This window comes from Micromonospora sp. NPDC047793, assembly GCF_040642635.1.
In the GTDB taxonomy this organism is placed as follows: domain Bacteria; phylum Actinomycetota; class Actinomycetes; order Mycobacteriales; family Micromonosporaceae; genus Micromonospora.
This window is the reverse complement of sequence record NZ_JBEYSG010000001.1, coordinates 558041-573873: the sequence shown is the minus strand read 5'-3', so window position 1 is coordinate 573873 and position 15833 is coordinate 558041. Positions and strand designations below refer to the sequence as shown.

The window sequence follows — 15833 nt, the reverse complement described above, 5'->3', positions numbered from 1 at the left end:
TTGCTCTCCTGAGCTGGTCGAACGGGGCTTCAGCGAGGTGGCACGGGTGGGCACCGGCGAGCGCCGGGCGAGGGTGCGTCAGGGCCATCGTACCCAGTGGCCGGGGTGGTGCCCGCGTCCGGCGGCCCGCGCGGCGAGGTGGCGACGCCCCCACCGGGGTACGTCGGCTTGCGCGAAGGGGGACAGGCGTCCGACGTGCCTTGGGTCTACGGTGAGGGGGTGCACGACGAGCCCATCGACCCGTTCACCGGCGATCCGACCGATCCGTCGGCCGATCTGGAGGGTCCCGGTCGCGACGCCCCGCTGGATCCGCTGACCGACGTCGAACGCCAGGACGTGCTGGAAGACCTCGCCGACCTGGAGATCTACCAGGCGTTGCTGGCGCCGATCGGCGTACGCGGGCTCGTCATCGAGTGTGAGGACTGCCGGGAACCGCACTACTTCGACTGGGACCTGCTCCGGGGCAACCTGCGTCACCTGCTCAGCTCGGGCCGTCCCCGGGTGCACGAGCCGGCCTACGACCCGGACCCGGACCACTACGTCACCTGGGACTACGCCCGGGGGTACGCCGACGGCGTGCACGACACCCTCAGCGAGGGCACGGAGGACGACTCCACCGGCCGGGACTGAGCCCCGCCCGCCGCCTGCCGCCGGGCCGTAGCCGCCGTCCGATGGCCGGTAAGGAGGGGGCCCTTCCTATACACCAGGCGTTAGCAGGGGGCCCCTGCTAACCAGTCGGTGTCAGGCGACCAGGCCAGCCCGGAAACCGGCGGCCACCGCGTGCGCCCGGTCCCGGGCGCCCAGCTTGCGGAACAGCCGCCGGGCGTGGGTCTTCACGGTGTCCTCGGAGACGAACAGCTCGCGGCCGATCTCGGCGTTGCTCTTGCCCTCGGCCATGCCGAGCAGCACCTGGAGTTCCCGTTCGGTGAGGCCCACGGTGGACCGGTCGGCCCGCGCCGGAACGGCCTTGCCGGACTCGGGAGCGGCGTCCGGCTCGGCCGGGTCGTCACCGCGCTGCACCGGCACCATCGCCGGGCCGCCGGCCGCGTCACCGCCCGGCCAGGCCGACGCGGCCTCGCCGGTGGTGGGCCGGGCACCGGGGGCCGGGCGGCCGGAGCCACCGACGGCGGCGGTGTCCCGTGCCGGGTCGGCGATCCGGGGCCGGTTGGCCCGGCCGGAGGCGGCCAGCAGCAGCAGCGCCTTGGCGACCGCGCTGGTGAGATCGTGGTCCACGCCCTGGATCAGGCCGCGCGCACCGGCGCTGATGGTCGCCGCCGCCGCCTCGGACTCCTCCGCGCCGAGCAGCAACACGCTGGCCTGCGGCGCGCGGGCCAGGACCCGCCGGACGAAACCGGCACTGTCGGGCCGGGTGATGGCGGTGTCGGCGAGCACCACGTCGGCGGGGCGCTCGGCGAGCCGGAGCATCACCTCCGGATCGGAGACCGCCGTCCGGACCGCACCCGACAGCCCCAGCCGCGCTGCCGCTGAGGTCAGGTGCTGCGCCGCGAGCGGCGTCCGAACGCACACGAGAACCGTACGCACTGTGATCTCCTCTCCGCACACGAGCAGACCATGACGGGGTGGGGTCGGGAGGAGGTTCCCGGCAACTCTTCCAACTTTTCCGACAGATAGGGCATATGCCCCAATTCGGCAAACGTTTTCGATCACACACGTGTGAGCCGAGAAGGGGCTGGGTACCGAGGGGCTCAGGCCGGGAACGGTGCGCCTGCGCGGCCCGCCGCCCGGACAGCCGGCCACGAAGTATCTCGCGGTGCCGCGCGAGAGGAGGGGTGCAGATGTCGAACGTACGTAGACTGCCCGGACCGATCATCGACCTGTGGGACTGGCAGCGCCTCGGCTCCTGTCGTGGCCGCGACAGCGCACAGTTCTTCCACCCCGACGGCGAGCGCGGATCCTCCCGGCTCCGGCGGGAGTCCTCCGCCAAGAACGTCTGCCGCGCCTGCCCGGTACGCGCCGAGTGCGCCGCGCACGCGTTGGCGGTGCGGGAGCCGTACGGCGTGTGGGGTGGATTCAGCGAGTCGGAGCGCCTGCGCCTGCTCGCGGTCGGCTGGGAGGACCTCGCCGACCGTCGGCAGACCCGGGTCGACGTCAACCGGTTGGAAGCCCGTCTGGGCAGCTCCCACCGGGCGGCCCTCCCGCCCCAACGCAACGTCGCCTGACCGAACGCCCCCGACGCCGCGCTCCCGCCCCCCGGAAGCGCGGCGTCGGTCTGTGCGTCACTCGACCGTCAGGGTGACCGAGTGCCAACCCGTCGCGCCGTCCGGCGCCACGTCCTGCCGCTGCCCGGTCTGCGTCTCGCCGGTGCTGTCCGTCGCCCGCACCTGGAGCGTGTGCTCGCCGGGCGTCGCCTCCCACCGCCAGGACCACTGCACCCAGGTGTCCACCGAGGCCGTCGGCGCCAGCTCCGCCTCCTGCCAGGGTCCGCCGTCGACGCGGACCTCGACCCGGCGTACGCCCCGGTGCTGCGCCCACGCGACCCCGGCCACGGTGACCGGGCCGGCGGCGGGACGGTTACGCGGGCGGGGCGTGTCGATCCGCGACTGCGTCTTCACCGGCCCCTCGGCCGACCAGCCCCGGGGCACCCAGTACGCGTCGAAGTCGGCGAAGCTGGTCAGCTCCAGCTCGGTGATCCACTTGCACGCCGACACGTACCCGTAGAGGCCGGGCACCACCATCCGGGCCGGGAATCCGTGCGCCACCGGCAACGGCTCGCCGTTCATACCGACGGCGAGCAACGCGTCCCGCCCGTCCCGCAGCACCGACGTCGGGGTGCCGCAGGTCCAGCCGTCCACCGAGCGCCCGACCACCTGGTCCGCGCCGTCGAGCGGCTGCACCTCGTCGAGCAGCTCCCGGATCGGTACGCCGAGCCACCGCGCGTTGCCGATCAGATCGCCGCCGACCTCGTTGGAGACGCAGGCCAGCGTGACGTACCGCTCCACCATCGGCCGGGCCAACAGGTCCGCGAAGCTCAGCGTCACCGGATTGCGCACCCGGCCGTGGATGCGCAGCCGCCACGTCTCCGGATCCACCTGCGGCACCACGAGCGCGGTGTCGATGCGATAGAAGCGCCGGTTCTCGGTGACGTACCGCGCCAGGCCCGGCACCTCCAGGTCGACACCGGCGGGCAGCGGCGGCGCGGCGGAGACCGGGGCGGGCAGGCTGATCGCCGCCCGCGCGTCGGAGACACCCCGTTGACCGGCCCACCACCGTCCGGCCGCCCCGCCGACGACGGCCACCCCGAGCACCCCGCCGACACCGGTGAGGAAGCGCCGCCGCGACTCCGGATCGGTCCGCCGCTGCGGACCCGTCCCGTCCGGCTCGGGTGGGTGCTGCGGCCCTGCCCCGTCCGGCGCGGGCGCGCGCTCGCCCGTCGGCGGGGACCAGGGCCACGGATCGAGTTCCAGCGGACCGGCGACGAACGCCCAGAGCGTCACGCCGCCGACCAGCGCGCCGACCAGCGACGGCACCGCGTCCAGGCCGTCCGCGCCGGCCCGGGTCAGCGCCGCCCCGGCACCGAGAGCGGCGAACGCCGCGATGCCGGCCAGGCCGACCACCAGGCGGCGTACGGCCAGCACGCCCAGCAGGGCGGCGAAACCGGCCAGCAGCACCGCCGTCCCGACCAGCAGGGCGATCTTGTCGTACGTGCCGAAGACCGCGATGCCGAACCGCTTCACCGGCTCGGGGGCGGCGTCCACGACCAGCCCACCGACCGCCACCAGCGGGGCGGAACGGGGGCCGGTCAGCACCGCCACGACCTCGGCGGCACCGATGGCCGCCGTTGCGGCGGCGATACCGGCGAGGGCGGCGTACCGGGGTGTCGTACTGCTCACCGGTCCAGTGTTTCCGACCGTACGCCCGACCGGTAGTCACCTCGACCCGGTGTGACCGGGCCGGAACACACGTGGGGCGCACCGTCGTCGACGGTGCGCCCCACGTCCACGTACTCCTCGGGTCAGAAACCCGGGCCGTGCTGGTGGCCGTGCCCGTGCCCGTGGCCGTGGCCACCGGCGGCGGCGGGCTCCGCCTCCTTCGGCTTGTCCACCACGAGGCTCTCGGTGGTGAGCAGCAGACCGGCGATCGACGCGGCGTTGGTGACCGCGTTACGGGTCACCTTGACCGGGTCGATGATGCCCGCCTTGGCCAGGTCGACGTACTCGCCGACGGCCGCGTCGAGACCGGTGCCCCACTCGGCGGCGATGACCTTCTGCACCACCACGTAACCGTCGTGGCCGGCGTTCTGGGCGATCCAGCGCAGCGGCTCGACCAGCGCCTTGCGCACGATCGAGACGCCGACCTTCTCGTCACCGGTGAAGCCCAGGTCGTCGTCGAGCACCGGCAGGATCTGGGCCAGGGCGGCACCGCCGCCGGGGACCGTACCCTCCTCGACCGCAGCCTTGGTCGCGGCGATGGCGTCCTCGATGCGGTGCTTGCGCTCCTTCATCTCGACCTCGGTGGCCGCGCCGACCTTGACCACCGCGATGCCGCCGGAGAGCTTGGCCAGCCGCTCGGCGAGCTTCTCCCGGTCCCACTCGGAGTCCGACGCCTCGATCTCCTTGCGGATCTGGGCGACCCGGTCGGTGACCTCGGTGCCCTGACCGCCACCGTCGACGATCGTGGTGTTCTCCTTGTCGACCACGATGCGCCGGGCGGTGCCCAGCACCTCCAGGCCGACCTGGTCGAGCTTGTAGCCCAGCTCGGGCGCGACCAGCTCGGCGCCGGTCAGGATCGCCATGTCCTGGAGCATCGCCTTGCGGCGGTCACCGAAGCCGGGGGCCTTGACCGCGCAGACCTTGAGGGTCTTGCGGATCGCGTTCACCACCAGGGTGGACAGGGCCTGGCCCTCGACGTCCTCGGCGACGATCAGCAGCGGCTTATTGTTCTGGAGGACCTTCTCCAGCAGCGGCAGCAGCTCCTCGATCGCCGAGATCTTCTGCGTGGTGATCAGGATGTACGCGTCCTCCAGGACGGACTCCTGCGACTCCGCGTCGGTGACGAAGTTCGGCGAGATGAAGCCCTTGTCGAACTGGAGACCCTCGGTCACGTCCAGCTCGGTGTGCAGGGCGGAGCCCTCCTCGACGGTGATCACACCGTCGCGGCCGACCCGCTCCATCGCCTCGGCGATCAGCTCACCGATGGTGGCGTCCTGCGCGGAGACCGTCGCGACGTGCGCCACGGCCTTCTTGTCGGCGACCTCGACGGCCTTGCCGAGCAGCGCCTCGGAGACCTTCGCGGCGGCCGCGTCGACGCCCCGCTTGAGGCCGGCCGGGTTGGCGCCCGCGGTGACATTGCGCAGACCTTCGCGGACCATGGCCTGGGCCAGCACGGTCGCGGTGGTGGTCCCGTCGCCGGCGACGTCGTTGGTCTTGGTCGCCACCTCCTTGACCAACTGCGCGCCGAGGTTCTCGTACGGGTTGGTGAGCTCGATCTCCTTGGCGATGGTCACACCATCGTTGGTGATCGTCGGCGCACCGAATTTCTTGTCCAGGACGACGTTGCGCCCGCGCGGCCCGAGGGTGACCTTGACCGCGTCCGCGAGCGCGTTGACACCGTGCTCCAGCAGGTGCCGGGCGTCGTCCGAGAAGCTCAGGATCTTCGCCATGAATGTCCCTTCGACGCGAGGTTGCCCCGGCCCGGCGAACCGGACCGGGGCAACGTCACTGATCGGTTGGTTACTTCTCGATGACCGCGAGGACGTCGCGGGCGGAGAGCACCAGGTACTCCTCGCCGGCGTACTTGACCTCGGTGCCGCCGTACTTCGAGTAGAGGACGGTGTCGCCGACGGAGACGTCGATCGGCACGCGGTTGCCCTTGTCGTCGATCCGGCCCGGGCCGACAGCGAGGACGGTGCCCTCCTGCGGCTTCTCCTTGGCGGTGTCGGGGATCACGATGCCCGAGGCGGTGGTGGTCTCGGCCTCGTTCGCCTGGACCACGATGCGGTCCTCGAGCGGCTTGATCGCAACCTTGGTCGCGGTAGTCACGGGCATACCCTCCTGGGGTACTTGGTTTCGTTACCGATCGGCATGCCGACCGGCGTCAATTGCCACATGCCACCGGGCGGGGCCGTCGTCGCGGGTGCCGGTCCGCCTGGCGTTCAACCCCCGGGCACCAGGGCCCGGACGTTGGCACCCTCAGGGTGAGAGTGCTAATCGCAGGTTATTCCTCGGCTAGCACTCCGTCAAGGAGAGTGCCAACTCCCCACCTCGTGTCGCCACTCTTCCCCCACTCTTGCCCCCATACTCGCGCCGCCGTTAACCACAGACGACCGCCACCCGAGGCCCGCCACCCGGTCACCTGCCTCCGCCAGGAAGCCATCGACCGCCCGCAGCCGCTCGATCCAGGATCGAGTGGTATCCAGGCGACCGCGAGACCACTCGATCCTGGATCGAGCACGATCATGAACAGGACAGCGGCGGGCAGGACAGCGGCGGGCGGGGGCGGGGGCGGCCGGGGCGGGGACGAGTGGCGGCCCGGACAATGGGCGGGTGGATCTGGAGCAGTTCGCCGCGTTGCGTACCGACGAGGGGTCGGCGGCGCTCGACGCGGCGGGGCGGGTGGCCGGCGGCGACCCGCTGCACGCGGCGGCCACGCTCCGCGCGGCAGGGGTGCCGGCCGGACTGGCGGCGGCGGCACTGACCCAGGCGGAGTTGCGCCGCCGCGCCACCGGCAAGTTCGGGTCGGAGGCCGGCGCCATGTTCTTCACCCGGCCCGGTCTGGAGCAGGCCACCCGGCGGATCGTGGCGGACCGTCGGGCCCGACGACTGCGGGCCGCCGGGGTGGGCACCCTGGCGGACCTGGGCTGCGGGTTGGGCGCCGACGCGCTGGCCGCCGCTCGCGCCGGCATCCGGGTGTACGCGGTGGAGGCCGACCCGCTCACCGCCGCGCTCGCCGAGGCGAACGCTCTCGCTGCCGGGTTGGCCGACCTCGTCACCGTCGAGTGTGGCGACGCGACCGCGTTCGACGTGACCCGGGTCGACGCGGTCTTCTGCGATCCGGCCCGCCGCCGGGCCGGTACCGGTCGCCGGGTCTTCGACCCGAACGCGTACTCGCCGCCGTGGGACTTCGTCACCGGCCTCGCCGAACGGGTGCCGCGCATGGTGGTGAAGGTGGCGCCGGGTCTCGATCACGCCCTGATCCCGGCCGGCGCCGAGGCGGAGTGGGTCGGCGTCGACGGCGACCTGGTGGAGGCGGCCCTCTGGTGCGGCCCGCTCGCCGCACACCCCCGCCGCGCGACCATCTGCAAGGAAGGGCCCCCTACTAACGCCTCGTGTATAGCAGGGGTCCCCTCCTTACATGAAGGCGATGGGGTGCGCGTGCATCAGCTCACCGGGCGGGGGACGGCGGAGGCGCCGGTCGGGCCGGTACGCAGGTTCGTCTACGACCCGGATTCGGCGGTGGTACGGGCACACCTGGTCGCCGAGCTCGCCGCCGACCTGGACGCCACGCTGGCCGACCCGAGCATCGCCTACCTCTATGCCGACCGGGCCACCCCCACCCCGTACGCCCGCTGCCTGGAGGTGACCGACGTGCTGGCGTTCTCGCTCAAGCGGCTGCGGGCGCTGCTGCGGGAGCGCCGGGTCGGCCGGGTGGAGATCCTCAAGCGGGGCTCCGCGCTGGAACCGGAGCGGCTCCGGCGGGACCTGCGGTTGGCCGGTGACCAGCCGGCCAGCCTGGTGCTGACCCGGGTCGCCGGAGCGCCGACGGTGCTGGTCTGCCAGCCGGCGACCTGACCCGCCGGGCGCAGGACTAGGTTGGCGGGCATGGCGGGACGGGGTACGCCGGCGATCGCGCTGCTGGCGAAGCAGAGGATCACGCACCGCACCCACCCGTACGACGTCCCGGCGGACGCCGCCAACTACGGCGCGGTGGTCGCCGCCGCGCTCGCGGTCGCGCCGGAACGGGTCTTCAAGACCCTGGTCACCGAGGTCGACGGCGCGCTGACCGTGGCGGTGGTGCCGGTCACCGGCGAGTTGGACCTCAAGGCCCTCGCCGCCGCCGTGGGCGGCAAGCGGGCGGCGCTGGCCGACCGCGCGGCGGCCGAGCGGACCACCGGGTACGTGCGGGGCGGCATCAGTCCGCTCGGCCAACGCAAGCGGCTGCCCACCGTGATCGACGAGTCCGCCCTGGCGCATCCCACCGTGTACGTGTCGGCCGGTCGCCGGGGTCTCCAGGTGGAATTGGCGCCCACGGATCTCGTGGCGCTCACCGAGGCCAGCACCGCCGCGCTGACCACCGGCTGACCGCACCCGACCTGCCCACTTATCCGTCGTCGCCCGGCCGCGTACCGGGCGGGTGTCGTCGGCGTTGCTGAATTGTTACCGCCGACAACAAACTCATCGCGATCGCACTCTTGTGCTGGCGTGTGGGGCGCAATACGTTGCCGGACACAACAAAACAAACACCGACACCCTTCCCCCACCCTCGAAAGGACCCTGCAGATGCGCAAGGGCTTCCTCGCCGTCGGCGCCGTGGGTCTCCTGACCCTCGGCTCCCTGACGGCCTGCGGCGACGACTCCGGCGGCAACCAGGCCGGTTCCGACAAGACCCCGAAGATCGGGGTGATCCTGCCGGACAGCAAGTCCTCCGTCCGCTGGGAGAGCGCGGACCGCAAGTTCCTGGAGGAGGCGTTCAAGGCCGCCGGCGTCCAGTACGACATCCAGAACGCCCAGGGTGACAAGAACGCGTTCCAGACCATCGCCGACCAGATGATCACCAGCGGCGTCACCGCGCTGATGATCGTCAACCTGGACTCCGGCACCGGCAAGGCCGTGCTCGACAAGGCCAAGTCGCAGGGCGTCGCCACCATCGACTACGACCGCCTCACCCTCGGCGGCTCGGCGGAGTACTACGTCAGCTTCGACAACGAGGCCGTCGGCAAGCTCCAGGGCGAGGGCCTCGTCAAGTGCCTCACCGACGCCAAGGTGGAGAAGCCGGCGATCGCGTACCTGAACGGCTCGCCGACCGACAACAACGCGACCCTGTTCAAGAACGGGTACGACTCGGTCCTCAAGCCGAAGTTCGACTCGGGCGAGTACACCAAGGCCGCCGACGACTCGGTGCCGGACTGGGACAACGCGCAGGCCGCCACCATCTTCGAGCAGCAGCTCACCAAGGCCAGCGGCAAGATCGACGGCGTGCTGAGCGCGAACGACGGCCTGGGCAACGCCGCCATCTCGGTGCTCAAGAAGAACAACCTCAACGGCAAGGTCCCGGTGACCGGCCAGGACGCCGACCCGCAGGGTCTGCAGAACATCCTCGCCGGTGACCAGTGCATGACCGTCTACAAGGCCGTCAAGCAGGAGGCGGACGCCGCTTCCGAGCTGGCCATCGCGCTGGCCAAGGGCGAGCGCAAGGAGACCGGCCAGACGGTCAAGGACCCGGAGAGCGGTCGGGACGTGGCCAGCGTCCTGCTCACTCCGAAGGCGATCTACAAGGAGAACGTCAAGGACGTCATCGCCGACGGCTACGTGACCAAGGAAGAGGTCTGCACCCCCGACTTCGCCAAGCTCTGCACCGAAGCGGGCATCAGCTGACCCACCCGCCTAGGCGGCGCCGCCCGGCACGGCAACCCCGTGCCGGGCGGCGCGACGCCGCTGGACGGGTCCCGATCTCCCTCCGTGTCTAAGGAGAACCCCGTGTCCGCGACCCCACTGCTGGAGCTACGCGGGATCGACAAGAGCTTCGGTCCCGTCCAGGTCCTGCGCGACGTCGCCTTCGCTGCCTACCCGGGCGAGGTGACCGCGCTCGTCGGCGACAACGGCGCCGGCAAGTCGACCCTGGTCAAGTGCATCAGCGGCATCTACCCCACCGACTCCGGGGAGTTCGTCTTCGACGGCCGCCCGGTGCACATCAACAGCCCCCGCGACGCCGCCTCGCTCGGCATCGAGGTCGTCTACCAGGACCTCGCGCTCTGCGACAACCTCGACATCGTGCAGAACATGTTCCTCGGGCGGGAGAAGCGCAGCGGCATCGTCCTGGACGAGCCGACGATGGAGCAGATGGCCGCGGAGACCCTCGCCGGGCTCTCCGTACGCACCGTCAAGTCGCTGCGCCAGCACGTCTCCAGCCTCTCCGGCGGCCAGCGCCAGACCGTGGCGATCGCCAAGGCGGTGCTCTGGAACAGCAAGCTGGTGATCCTGGACGAGCCGACCGCCGCGCTCGGCGTCGCACAGACCGCCCAGGTGCTCGAACTGGTCCGCCGGCTGGCCGACAACGGCCTGGCCGTGGTGCTCATCTCGCACAACATGAACGACGTCTTCGCCGTCTCCGACCGGATCGCCGCGCTCTATCTCGGCCAGATGGTCGCCCAGGTGAGGACCACCGACATCACGCACTCGCAGATCGTCGAACTGATCACCGCAGGCCGTTCCGGCGGGCTCGGGCTCGCCACCGAACCGGCCACCAACGGCAACGGTGGAGCACCCGCCAGCAGCAACACAGGAGGGCTGGCATGAGCGAGCCGCAGCGAGCGAATCATCAACTCCGGGCCGAGGCCGGCCCGCAGCGCAGCGGAGGGTCGGCATGAGTTCCACCGCCGTCAAGCAGGACGGGCCGGCCGCCGTGGCACCGGCACCCTCCGTCGCCAGTCACGTACGCGGCTACTGGCGTCGGGTACGCGGCGGCGACATCGGCGCGCTGCCCGCCGTCGCCGGCCTGCTCGTCCTCTGCACGATCTTCTCGATCATGCGTCCGAGCTTCCTCACCGCGGGCAACTTCGCCAACCTGTTCACCCAGGGCGCGGCGGTCACGTTGATCGCCATGGGGCTGGTCTTCGTCCTGCTGCTGGGCGAGATCGACCTGTCCGCCGGTTTCGCCAGCGGCGTCTGCGCGGCGGTGCTGGCCAACGTGGTGACCGTCCTCGGGTACCCGTGGTACGTGGCGGTGCTCGCGGCCGTGCTCACCGGCCTGGTCATCGGCACCACGCTGGGCTTCCTGGTCGCCAAGGTCGGCATCCCGTCGTTCGTGGTCACCCTCGCCGGCTTCCTCGCCTTCCAGGGCGTGGTGCTGCTGCTGATGGAGGAGGGCCGGAACATCTCGGTCCGCGACCCGGTCCTGGTCGCGATCGCCAACCGCAACCTGCCGCCGGCCCTCGGCTGGGCCCTGACCGCGCTCGCGGTCGCCGGCTTCGCCGCGGTGCAGTTGCTGCGGTACCGCAAGCGTGCCGCACGCGGCCTGATCAACGACCCGCTGGCCATGGTGCTGGGCCGGATCGGCATCCTGGCCGTGGTCCTCGGCGTCGCCGTCTACGTGCTCAACCTGGAGCGCAGCCGCAACGTGCTGATCAGCTCGCTCAAGGGTGTACCGATCGTGGTGCCGATCATCGCCGTCCTGCTCGTGGCCTGGACGTTCGTGCTCCAGCGCACCAGCTACGGCCGGCACATCTACGCGGTCGGCGGCAACAAGGAGGCCGCGCGCCGGGCCGGCATCAACGTGGACCGGATCCGCATCTCGGTCTTCGTGATCTGCTCCACGATGGCGGCGATCGGCGGCATCGTGGCGGCGAGCCGGGCCAACTCGGTCGACCCGAACACCGGTGGCAGCAACGTGCTGCTGTACGCCGTCGGGGCGGCGGTGATCGGTGGTACCAGCCTCTTCGGTGGCAAGGGACGCGTCCTGGACGCGGTCCTCGGTGGCGCCGTGGTGGCGGTGATCGACAATGGCATGGGGCTGATGGGCTACAGCTCGGGCGTGAAGTTCGTGGTCACCGGCGTGGTGCTGCTGCTCGCGGCGAGTGTCGACGCGTTGTCGCGACGACGAGCCTCGGCCACCGGCAACCGCTGATCCGCTGTACCGAAAGTAGTCAAGCCTCGATGCGCGTAGGACCCAGCCAGGACGAGATCCGTCGGCAGAATCTCGGTGCCCTGCTGCGTTACGTGCACCTGCACGGCGCCACCACGCGCGCCGAGCTGACGAACACGCTGGGCTTGAACCGGAGCACCATCGGCGCGCTCACCGCCGACCTCGCCGCCGCCGGACTGGTGAGCGAGGGGGCGCCGAAGGAGACCGGCCGGGCCGGACGACCGTCGCTGGTCGTCCGGCCCGAGTCGGACCGGGTCTTCGCGTACGCGTACAGCATCGAGGTGGACCGGCTGCGGGCCGCGCGGGTCGGTCTGGGCGGTGCGGTGCTCGACCGTTGGGAACTGGACCGCCCGCGCGGGTTGACCGCGACGGAGGCCGCCCCGCTGCTGGCCGGAGCGGTGAAGGAGATGCGGCACGGGCTGCCGCAGGACGCGGTCTGCGTCGGGGCCGGGGTGGCGGTCTGCGGCATGGTGCGCCGCGACGACGGTCTGGTCCGCCTCGGCCCGACCACCGGATGGGTGGACGAGCCGATCGGCACCACCCTCGGCAGCGAACTCGGCGTCGACGTCCCGGTCACCGTGGGGAACGTCGCCGACGTGGCGGCCTTCGCCGAACACGCCCGGGGCGCGGCGGCCGGCTGCGACAACGTCATCTACCTCTACGGCGACGTCGGCGTGGGCGCCGGGATCATCGCCGGTGGCCGCCGCCTCACCGGGCACGGCGGCTACAGCGGCGAGGTCGGGCACATGGTGGTCAGCCGCGACGGGGTGCGCTGCGAGTGCGGCAACCGGGGCTGCTGGGAGACCGAGATCGGCGAGCACGGGCTGCTGCGGGCCGCCGAGCGCTCCGACGCCCGGGGCCGGGAGGCGATGCTCGCGGTCTTCGACGCCGCCGACCGTGGCGACGCCCGGGCCCAGACGGCGGTACGCCAGGCCGGCGACTGGCTGGGTTTCGGTGTCGCCAACCTGGTCAACATCTTCAACCCCGAGATGGTCATCTTCGGCGGCACCATGCGCGACCTCTATCTGGCCGCCGCCGCCCAGGTACGCAGCCGGCTCAACTCCAACGGCCTGCCCGCCTGCCTGGAGCACGTACGCCTGCGGACGCCGAAACTCGGCGAGGACGCCCCGCTTGTCGGCGCCGCCGAACTCGCCTTCGAACGGCTGCTGGCCGACCCGCTCGACGTCGGCTGACCCGACCGGACAAGACCGTGAACCGGTTTCGGAACCGGTGAACTGATCGGCCACTCATTCCGTACCACTGTGCGGACGAGCGGCCGGCGTGTCACGGCCGCCGTCACGTAGTCGACCGGTTCTCGTCCGAGGAGGCGCCGCAGACATGGCACCGCTGGATTCCGCTCGTCGCCGGCAGGGCACCCGGTCCCGTCGCCTGGCGGTGCTGCTCACCACGATCGCCGCCGCTCTCGTCTGGCATCCCGGTGCCGCCGTGGCCGCGCCCGCCGGCCAGCAACTCGCCGCCGCCGACCAGGCCCTGCTCGACGGGGTACGCCTGGCCGGGCTCTGGGAGATGCCGGCCGGACAGATGGCCGCCGAGAAGGGCCAGTCGGCGGTGGTCCGCGAGGTCGGTGCGGAGATCGCCCGGCAGCACGAGGAACTGGACCGACTCACCGTGGAGGCCGCCAACAAGCTCGGCGCGACCATCCCGACCGTGCCGTCCGCACAGCAGCAGCAGTGGCTGACGGAGATGAAGGACGCCACCGGCGCCCGGTTCGACCAGATCTTCGTCACCCGGCTCCGGGTCGCCCACGGCTCGATCCTCCCGGTCGTCACCGCGGTCCGCGGCAGCACCCGCAACGACGTCATCCGCGACCTGGCCAACGCCACCAACAAGTACGTCAGCGACCACATGCTGATGCTGGAGAGCACCGGCCTGGTGCGGTACGCCGAACTGCCGCCCGCCGTGCTGCCCGCGCCCGGCGAGGACGGACTGATCGCCGCCGCGTCGGCCAACACCGCACCGGCGGTGGGCATCAGCAACACCCTGATCTGGGCCATCTTCTTCGTTGCCATCGGCACCGGCGGCTTCCTCAGCTATCGGCTGTTGCGCCGCAGGTAACCAGCCGACCCGCACCGATGGCTCCCCGCACCCGGGCCCTCGCCCTCCTCGGGCTGGTCCTGGCCACCCTGTGCGCCGCCCTGGGTCCCGCCGGCCCAGCGGCGGCGCACGCCGTCGTGGTGGACACCACCCCGCAGCGCGACGAGGTGCTCCCGTACGCGCCACGCGAGGTCCTGGTCACCTTCAGCGAGTCGGTCGCGCCGGTGTCCGGCCGGGTGCAGGTGCTCGCGCCGGACGGTAAGCGGATCAACATCGGTGACCCGGAGGTCCGCGACCGGACCCTGCGGATCATGCTGCGCGCCTCCGACCGGCCGCTCGGCACGTACCTGGTCAGTTACCGCGTCATCTCGGCGGACAGTCATCCGGTCGCCGGCAGCTTCACCTTCGCCGCCGGGGCACCGTCGGTGGCCCCACCCCTGCCGGCCGTGGCGGAGTCGGAGTCACCGGCCGGGGTCCTGGTGCCCGCCGCCAAGTTCCTCGGCTACCTCGGTCTGCTGCTGGCGGTCGGTCCGCCGCTGCTCGCTCCGGCGTTCTGGCCACCCCGGCGGTCCCGGCGGGGTGCGACGGTGACGGCGCTGGTCGGGCTCGGCCTGGTCGCCGTGGCCACCGTCGGCACCTGGGTCGGGCAGGCCGCCCAGGTGGTCGGCGCGCCGGTCGGGCAACTCTCCCCCGCCGACCTGCGCGCCGTCGCCGACACCGACATCGGCCTGGTGCTGGCGGCACGCCTGGCCCTGGTCGGCGTCGCCGCGGCGCTGCTGCCGACGGTCACCCGGGGACGCGCCGGGCGGGTCCGGACGGGGGCGCTGGCCGTGGTGGGGGTGGCCGGGGCGGTCACCTGGCCGCTCGCCGGGCATCCGGTCGCCGCACCGGTGCCGCCGGTGAGCATCGTGCTGACCACCGTGCACGTCGTCGGGGTGGCGGTCTGGCTGGGCGGGCTGCTCGCCCTCACCGTGTTCCTGCTCCGGGGCACCCACGAGCGGGTTCTCGCCCGCATCCTGCCGGCCTGGTCGAAGTGGGCCACGCTGGCGGTGGCCTGGCTGGTCACCGCCGGGGTGCTCCAGGCCGCGATCGAACTCGGTCGGCCGTCGGCGGTGCTCGGCACCACGTACGGTCGGCTGCTCTGCGCCAAGGCCGCACTGCTCGCAGCCGTGCTGGCGATCGCGGCCTGGCAGCGGCGCCTGATCCGGCGGCGGGTCGCCGCCGGGCGGCCCCGCTGGGTCGCCCGCGCGGCCGGTGTCGAACTCGCGGTGACCGCGATGGTCCTGGTGCTGACCGCCGTGCTGGTGCAGACGCCGCCGGGGCGGACGGACGGCGCGACCGCCGACGGGGTCACCCGGGACGGTGTCGCCCAGTCGTTGACCACAAGCATCTTCGTGGTGCAGTTCGACATCTACCCGGCGGCCCCGAACACCGCGAACAGCCTGCACGCGTACGTCTACACACCGGCGGGCAAGGAGCTGCCGGTGGCGGAGTGGAGCGTCACCGCCGCCCTGCCGGAGGCGGGTATCGAGCCGATCGCGATCGACGTACTCAGCCTGGAACCGCACCACGGCAGCGCCGAGATCCAGTTCCCCCTGGCCGGCGAGTGGACGCTGCGGATCAGCGCCCGGACCAGCGACATCGACCGGGCCACCGCGACCACCACGGTGACCATCCGCTGACCGTGGTGGCCCGGTTCAGCGGTCGACCTGGGTGAAGTCCCAGGAGTGCGGCGGCCGGGCGAGCAGCATCACCGGCGGCTCGGGCAGCGGCCGGGGACTGCTGCGCCACTTCGAGATCACCACCACCCGGTGGTCGGTGGAGGAGAACACCTCGCTGGACAGGTGCAGCGGGTCGTGCTCGAACTCGGGCAGGGCGCTGTCGCAGACCCAGGTGATCAACTCGGCGAGCGCGTACGGCTCCGCCCGCGCCTCCCACATCCGTACGATCACGTCGCCGTC

General features: G+C 72.0%; 15 protein-coding genes. 10 read left to right on the top strand and 5 right to left on the bottom strand.

The features are described 5' to 3' along the window. Positions 1-219 precede the first annotated feature (219 nt). Complete coding sequence (locus ABZ738_RS02665) at positions 220-630, top strand: DUF5319 domain-containing protein (RefSeq protein WP_131053299.1); 411 nt, start codon at positions 220-222, stop codon at positions 628-630. A 111-nt stretch (positions 631-741) separates the two neighbouring features. Here ABZ738_RS02665 and ABZ738_RS02660 read toward each other — a convergent pair whose 3' ends face one another. After that, positions 742-1542, bottom strand: a complete 801-nt coding sequence (locus ABZ738_RS02660) for a helix-turn-helix transcriptional regulator (protein ID WP_176095207.1) — start codon at positions 1540-1542, stop codon at positions 742-744. Between the two features lie 254 nt (positions 1543-1796). Between ABZ738_RS02660 and ABZ738_RS02655 the strand changes: the two genes are divergently transcribed. After that, positions 1797-2180, top strand: a complete 384-nt coding sequence (locus tag ABZ738_RS02655; protein WP_131057755.1) for a WhiB family transcriptional regulator — start codon at positions 1797-1799, stop codon at positions 2178-2180. 57 nt (positions 2181-2237) lie between these two features. Here ABZ738_RS02655 and ABZ738_RS02650 read toward each other — a convergent pair whose 3' ends face one another. The 3 genes from ABZ738_RS02650 to groES all read right to left on the bottom strand — a co-directional run bounded on the left by ABZ738_RS02650 (position 2238) and on the right by groES (position 6005). After that, complete coding sequence (locus ABZ738_RS02650) at positions 2238-3851, bottom strand: molybdopterin-dependent oxidoreductase (protein WP_357210495.1); 1614 nt, start codon at positions 3849-3851, stop codon at positions 2238-2240. A 122-nt stretch (positions 3852-3973) separates the two neighbouring features. Continuing rightward, positions 3974-5620 carry a chaperonin GroEL gene (gene groL / locus ABZ738_RS02645; protein ID WP_357210493.1) on the bottom strand — a complete coding sequence of 549 codons (1647 nt, stop codon included), beginning with the start codon at positions 5618-5620 and terminating at the stop codon, positions 3974-3976. Between the two features lie 70 nt (positions 5621-5690). After that, a complete protein-coding gene (gene groES / locus ABZ738_RS02640) occupies positions 5691-6005 on the bottom strand; it encodes a co-chaperone GroES (RefSeq protein WP_089155197.1) in 315 nt (104 codons plus the stop codon). A gap of 498 nt (positions 6006-6503) precedes the next feature. On the opposite strand from groES, the gene ABZ738_RS02635 reads away from it, so the two are divergent. The 8 genes from ABZ738_RS02635 (at position 6504) to ABZ738_RS02600 (ending at position 15554) form a co-directional block, all read left to right on the top strand. Continuing rightward, positions 6504-7748, top strand: coding sequence for a methyltransferase domain-containing protein (locus tag ABZ738_RS02635; protein WP_357210490.1), 1245 nt, complete (start codon positions 6504-6506; stop codon positions 7746-7748). Between the two features lie 30 nt (positions 7749-7778). Further along, complete coding sequence (gene ybaK, locus ABZ738_RS02630; RefSeq protein WP_131054914.1) at positions 7779-8258, top strand: Cys-tRNA(Pro) deacylase; 480 nt, start codon at positions 7779-7781, stop codon at positions 8256-8258. 198 nt (positions 8259-8456) lie between these two features. Next, entirely contained in the window at positions 8457-9551 is a 1095-nt protein-coding gene (locus ABZ738_RS02625; RefSeq protein ID WP_131054915.1) for a substrate-binding domain-containing protein, read from the top strand. A gap of 102 nt (positions 9552-9653) precedes the next feature. Beyond that, positions 9654-10472, top strand: a complete 819-nt coding sequence (locus ABZ738_RS02620) for an ATP-binding cassette domain-containing protein (protein ID WP_131054916.1) — start codon at positions 9654-9656, stop codon at positions 10470-10472. Positions 10473-10539: 67 nt separating this feature from the next. Further along, entirely contained in the window at positions 10540-11799 is a 1260-nt protein-coding gene (locus ABZ738_RS02615; protein WP_131054917.1) for an ABC transporter permease, read from the top strand. 29 nt (positions 11800-11828) lie between these two features. After that, positions 11829-13010 (top strand): ROK family transcriptional regulator, encoded by a 1182-nt coding sequence (locus ABZ738_RS02610; protein WP_131054918.1) that lies wholly within the window; start codon positions 11829-11831, stop codon positions 13008-13010. Positions 13011-13155: 145 nt separating this feature from the next. Further along, on the top strand, positions 13156-13893 hold the full coding sequence (locus tag ABZ738_RS02605; RefSeq protein ID WP_131054919.1) for a DUF4142 domain-containing protein: 738 nt from the start codon (positions 13156-13158) through the stop codon (positions 13891-13893). A gap of 17 nt (positions 13894-13910) precedes the next feature. Next, positions 13911-15554 (top strand): copper resistance protein CopC, encoded by a 1644-nt coding sequence (locus ABZ738_RS02600; protein WP_357210485.1) that lies wholly within the window; start codon positions 13911-13913, stop codon positions 15552-15554. Between the two features lie 15 nt (positions 15555-15569). On the opposite strand, the gene ABZ738_RS02595 is transcribed toward ABZ738_RS02600, so the two are convergent. Next, on the bottom strand, positions 15570-15824 hold the full coding sequence (locus tag ABZ738_RS02595) for a hypothetical protein (protein ID WP_131056998.1): 255 nt from the start codon (positions 15822-15824) through the stop codon (positions 15570-15572). Positions 15825-15833 lie beyond the last annotated feature (9 nt).

Bases quoted from the DNA above. Each gene is read 5' to 3' on its own strand.
- groL (WP_357210493.1), bottom strand. From the start codon at position 5,620: ATGGCGAAGATCCTGAGCTTCTCGGACGACGCCCGGCACCTGCTGGAG.
- ABZ738_RS02600 (WP_357210485.1), top strand. From the start codon at position 13,911: ATGGCTCCCCGCACCCGGGCCCTCGCCCTCCTCGGGCTGGTCCTGGCC.
- ABZ738_RS02655 (WP_131057755.1), top strand. From the start codon at position 1,797: ATGTCGAACGTACGTAGACTGCCCGGACCGATCATCGACCTGTGGGAC.
- ybaK (WP_131054914.1), top strand. From the start codon at position 7,779: ATGGCGGGACGGGGTACGCCGGCGATCGCGCTGCTGGCGAAGCAGAGG.
- ABZ738_RS02615 (WP_131054917.1), top strand. From the start codon at position 10,540: ATGAGTTCCACCGCCGTCAAGCAGGACGGGCCGGCCGCCGTGGCACCG.
- ABZ738_RS02610 (WP_131054918.1), top strand. From the start codon at position 11,829: ATGCGCGTAGGACCCAGCCAGGACGAGATCCGTCGGCAGAATCTCGGT.
- ABZ738_RS02625 (WP_131054915.1), top strand. From the start codon at position 8,457: ATGCGCAAGGGCTTCCTCGCCGTCGGCGCCGTGGGTCTCCTGACCCTC.
- ABZ738_RS02605 (WP_131054919.1), top strand. From the start codon at position 13,156: ATGGCACCGCTGGATTCCGCTCGTCGCCGGCAGGGCACCCGGTCCCGT.
- groES (WP_089155197.1), bottom strand. From the start codon at position 6,005: ATGCCCGTGACTACCGCGACCAAGGTTGCGATCAAGCCGCTCGAGGAC.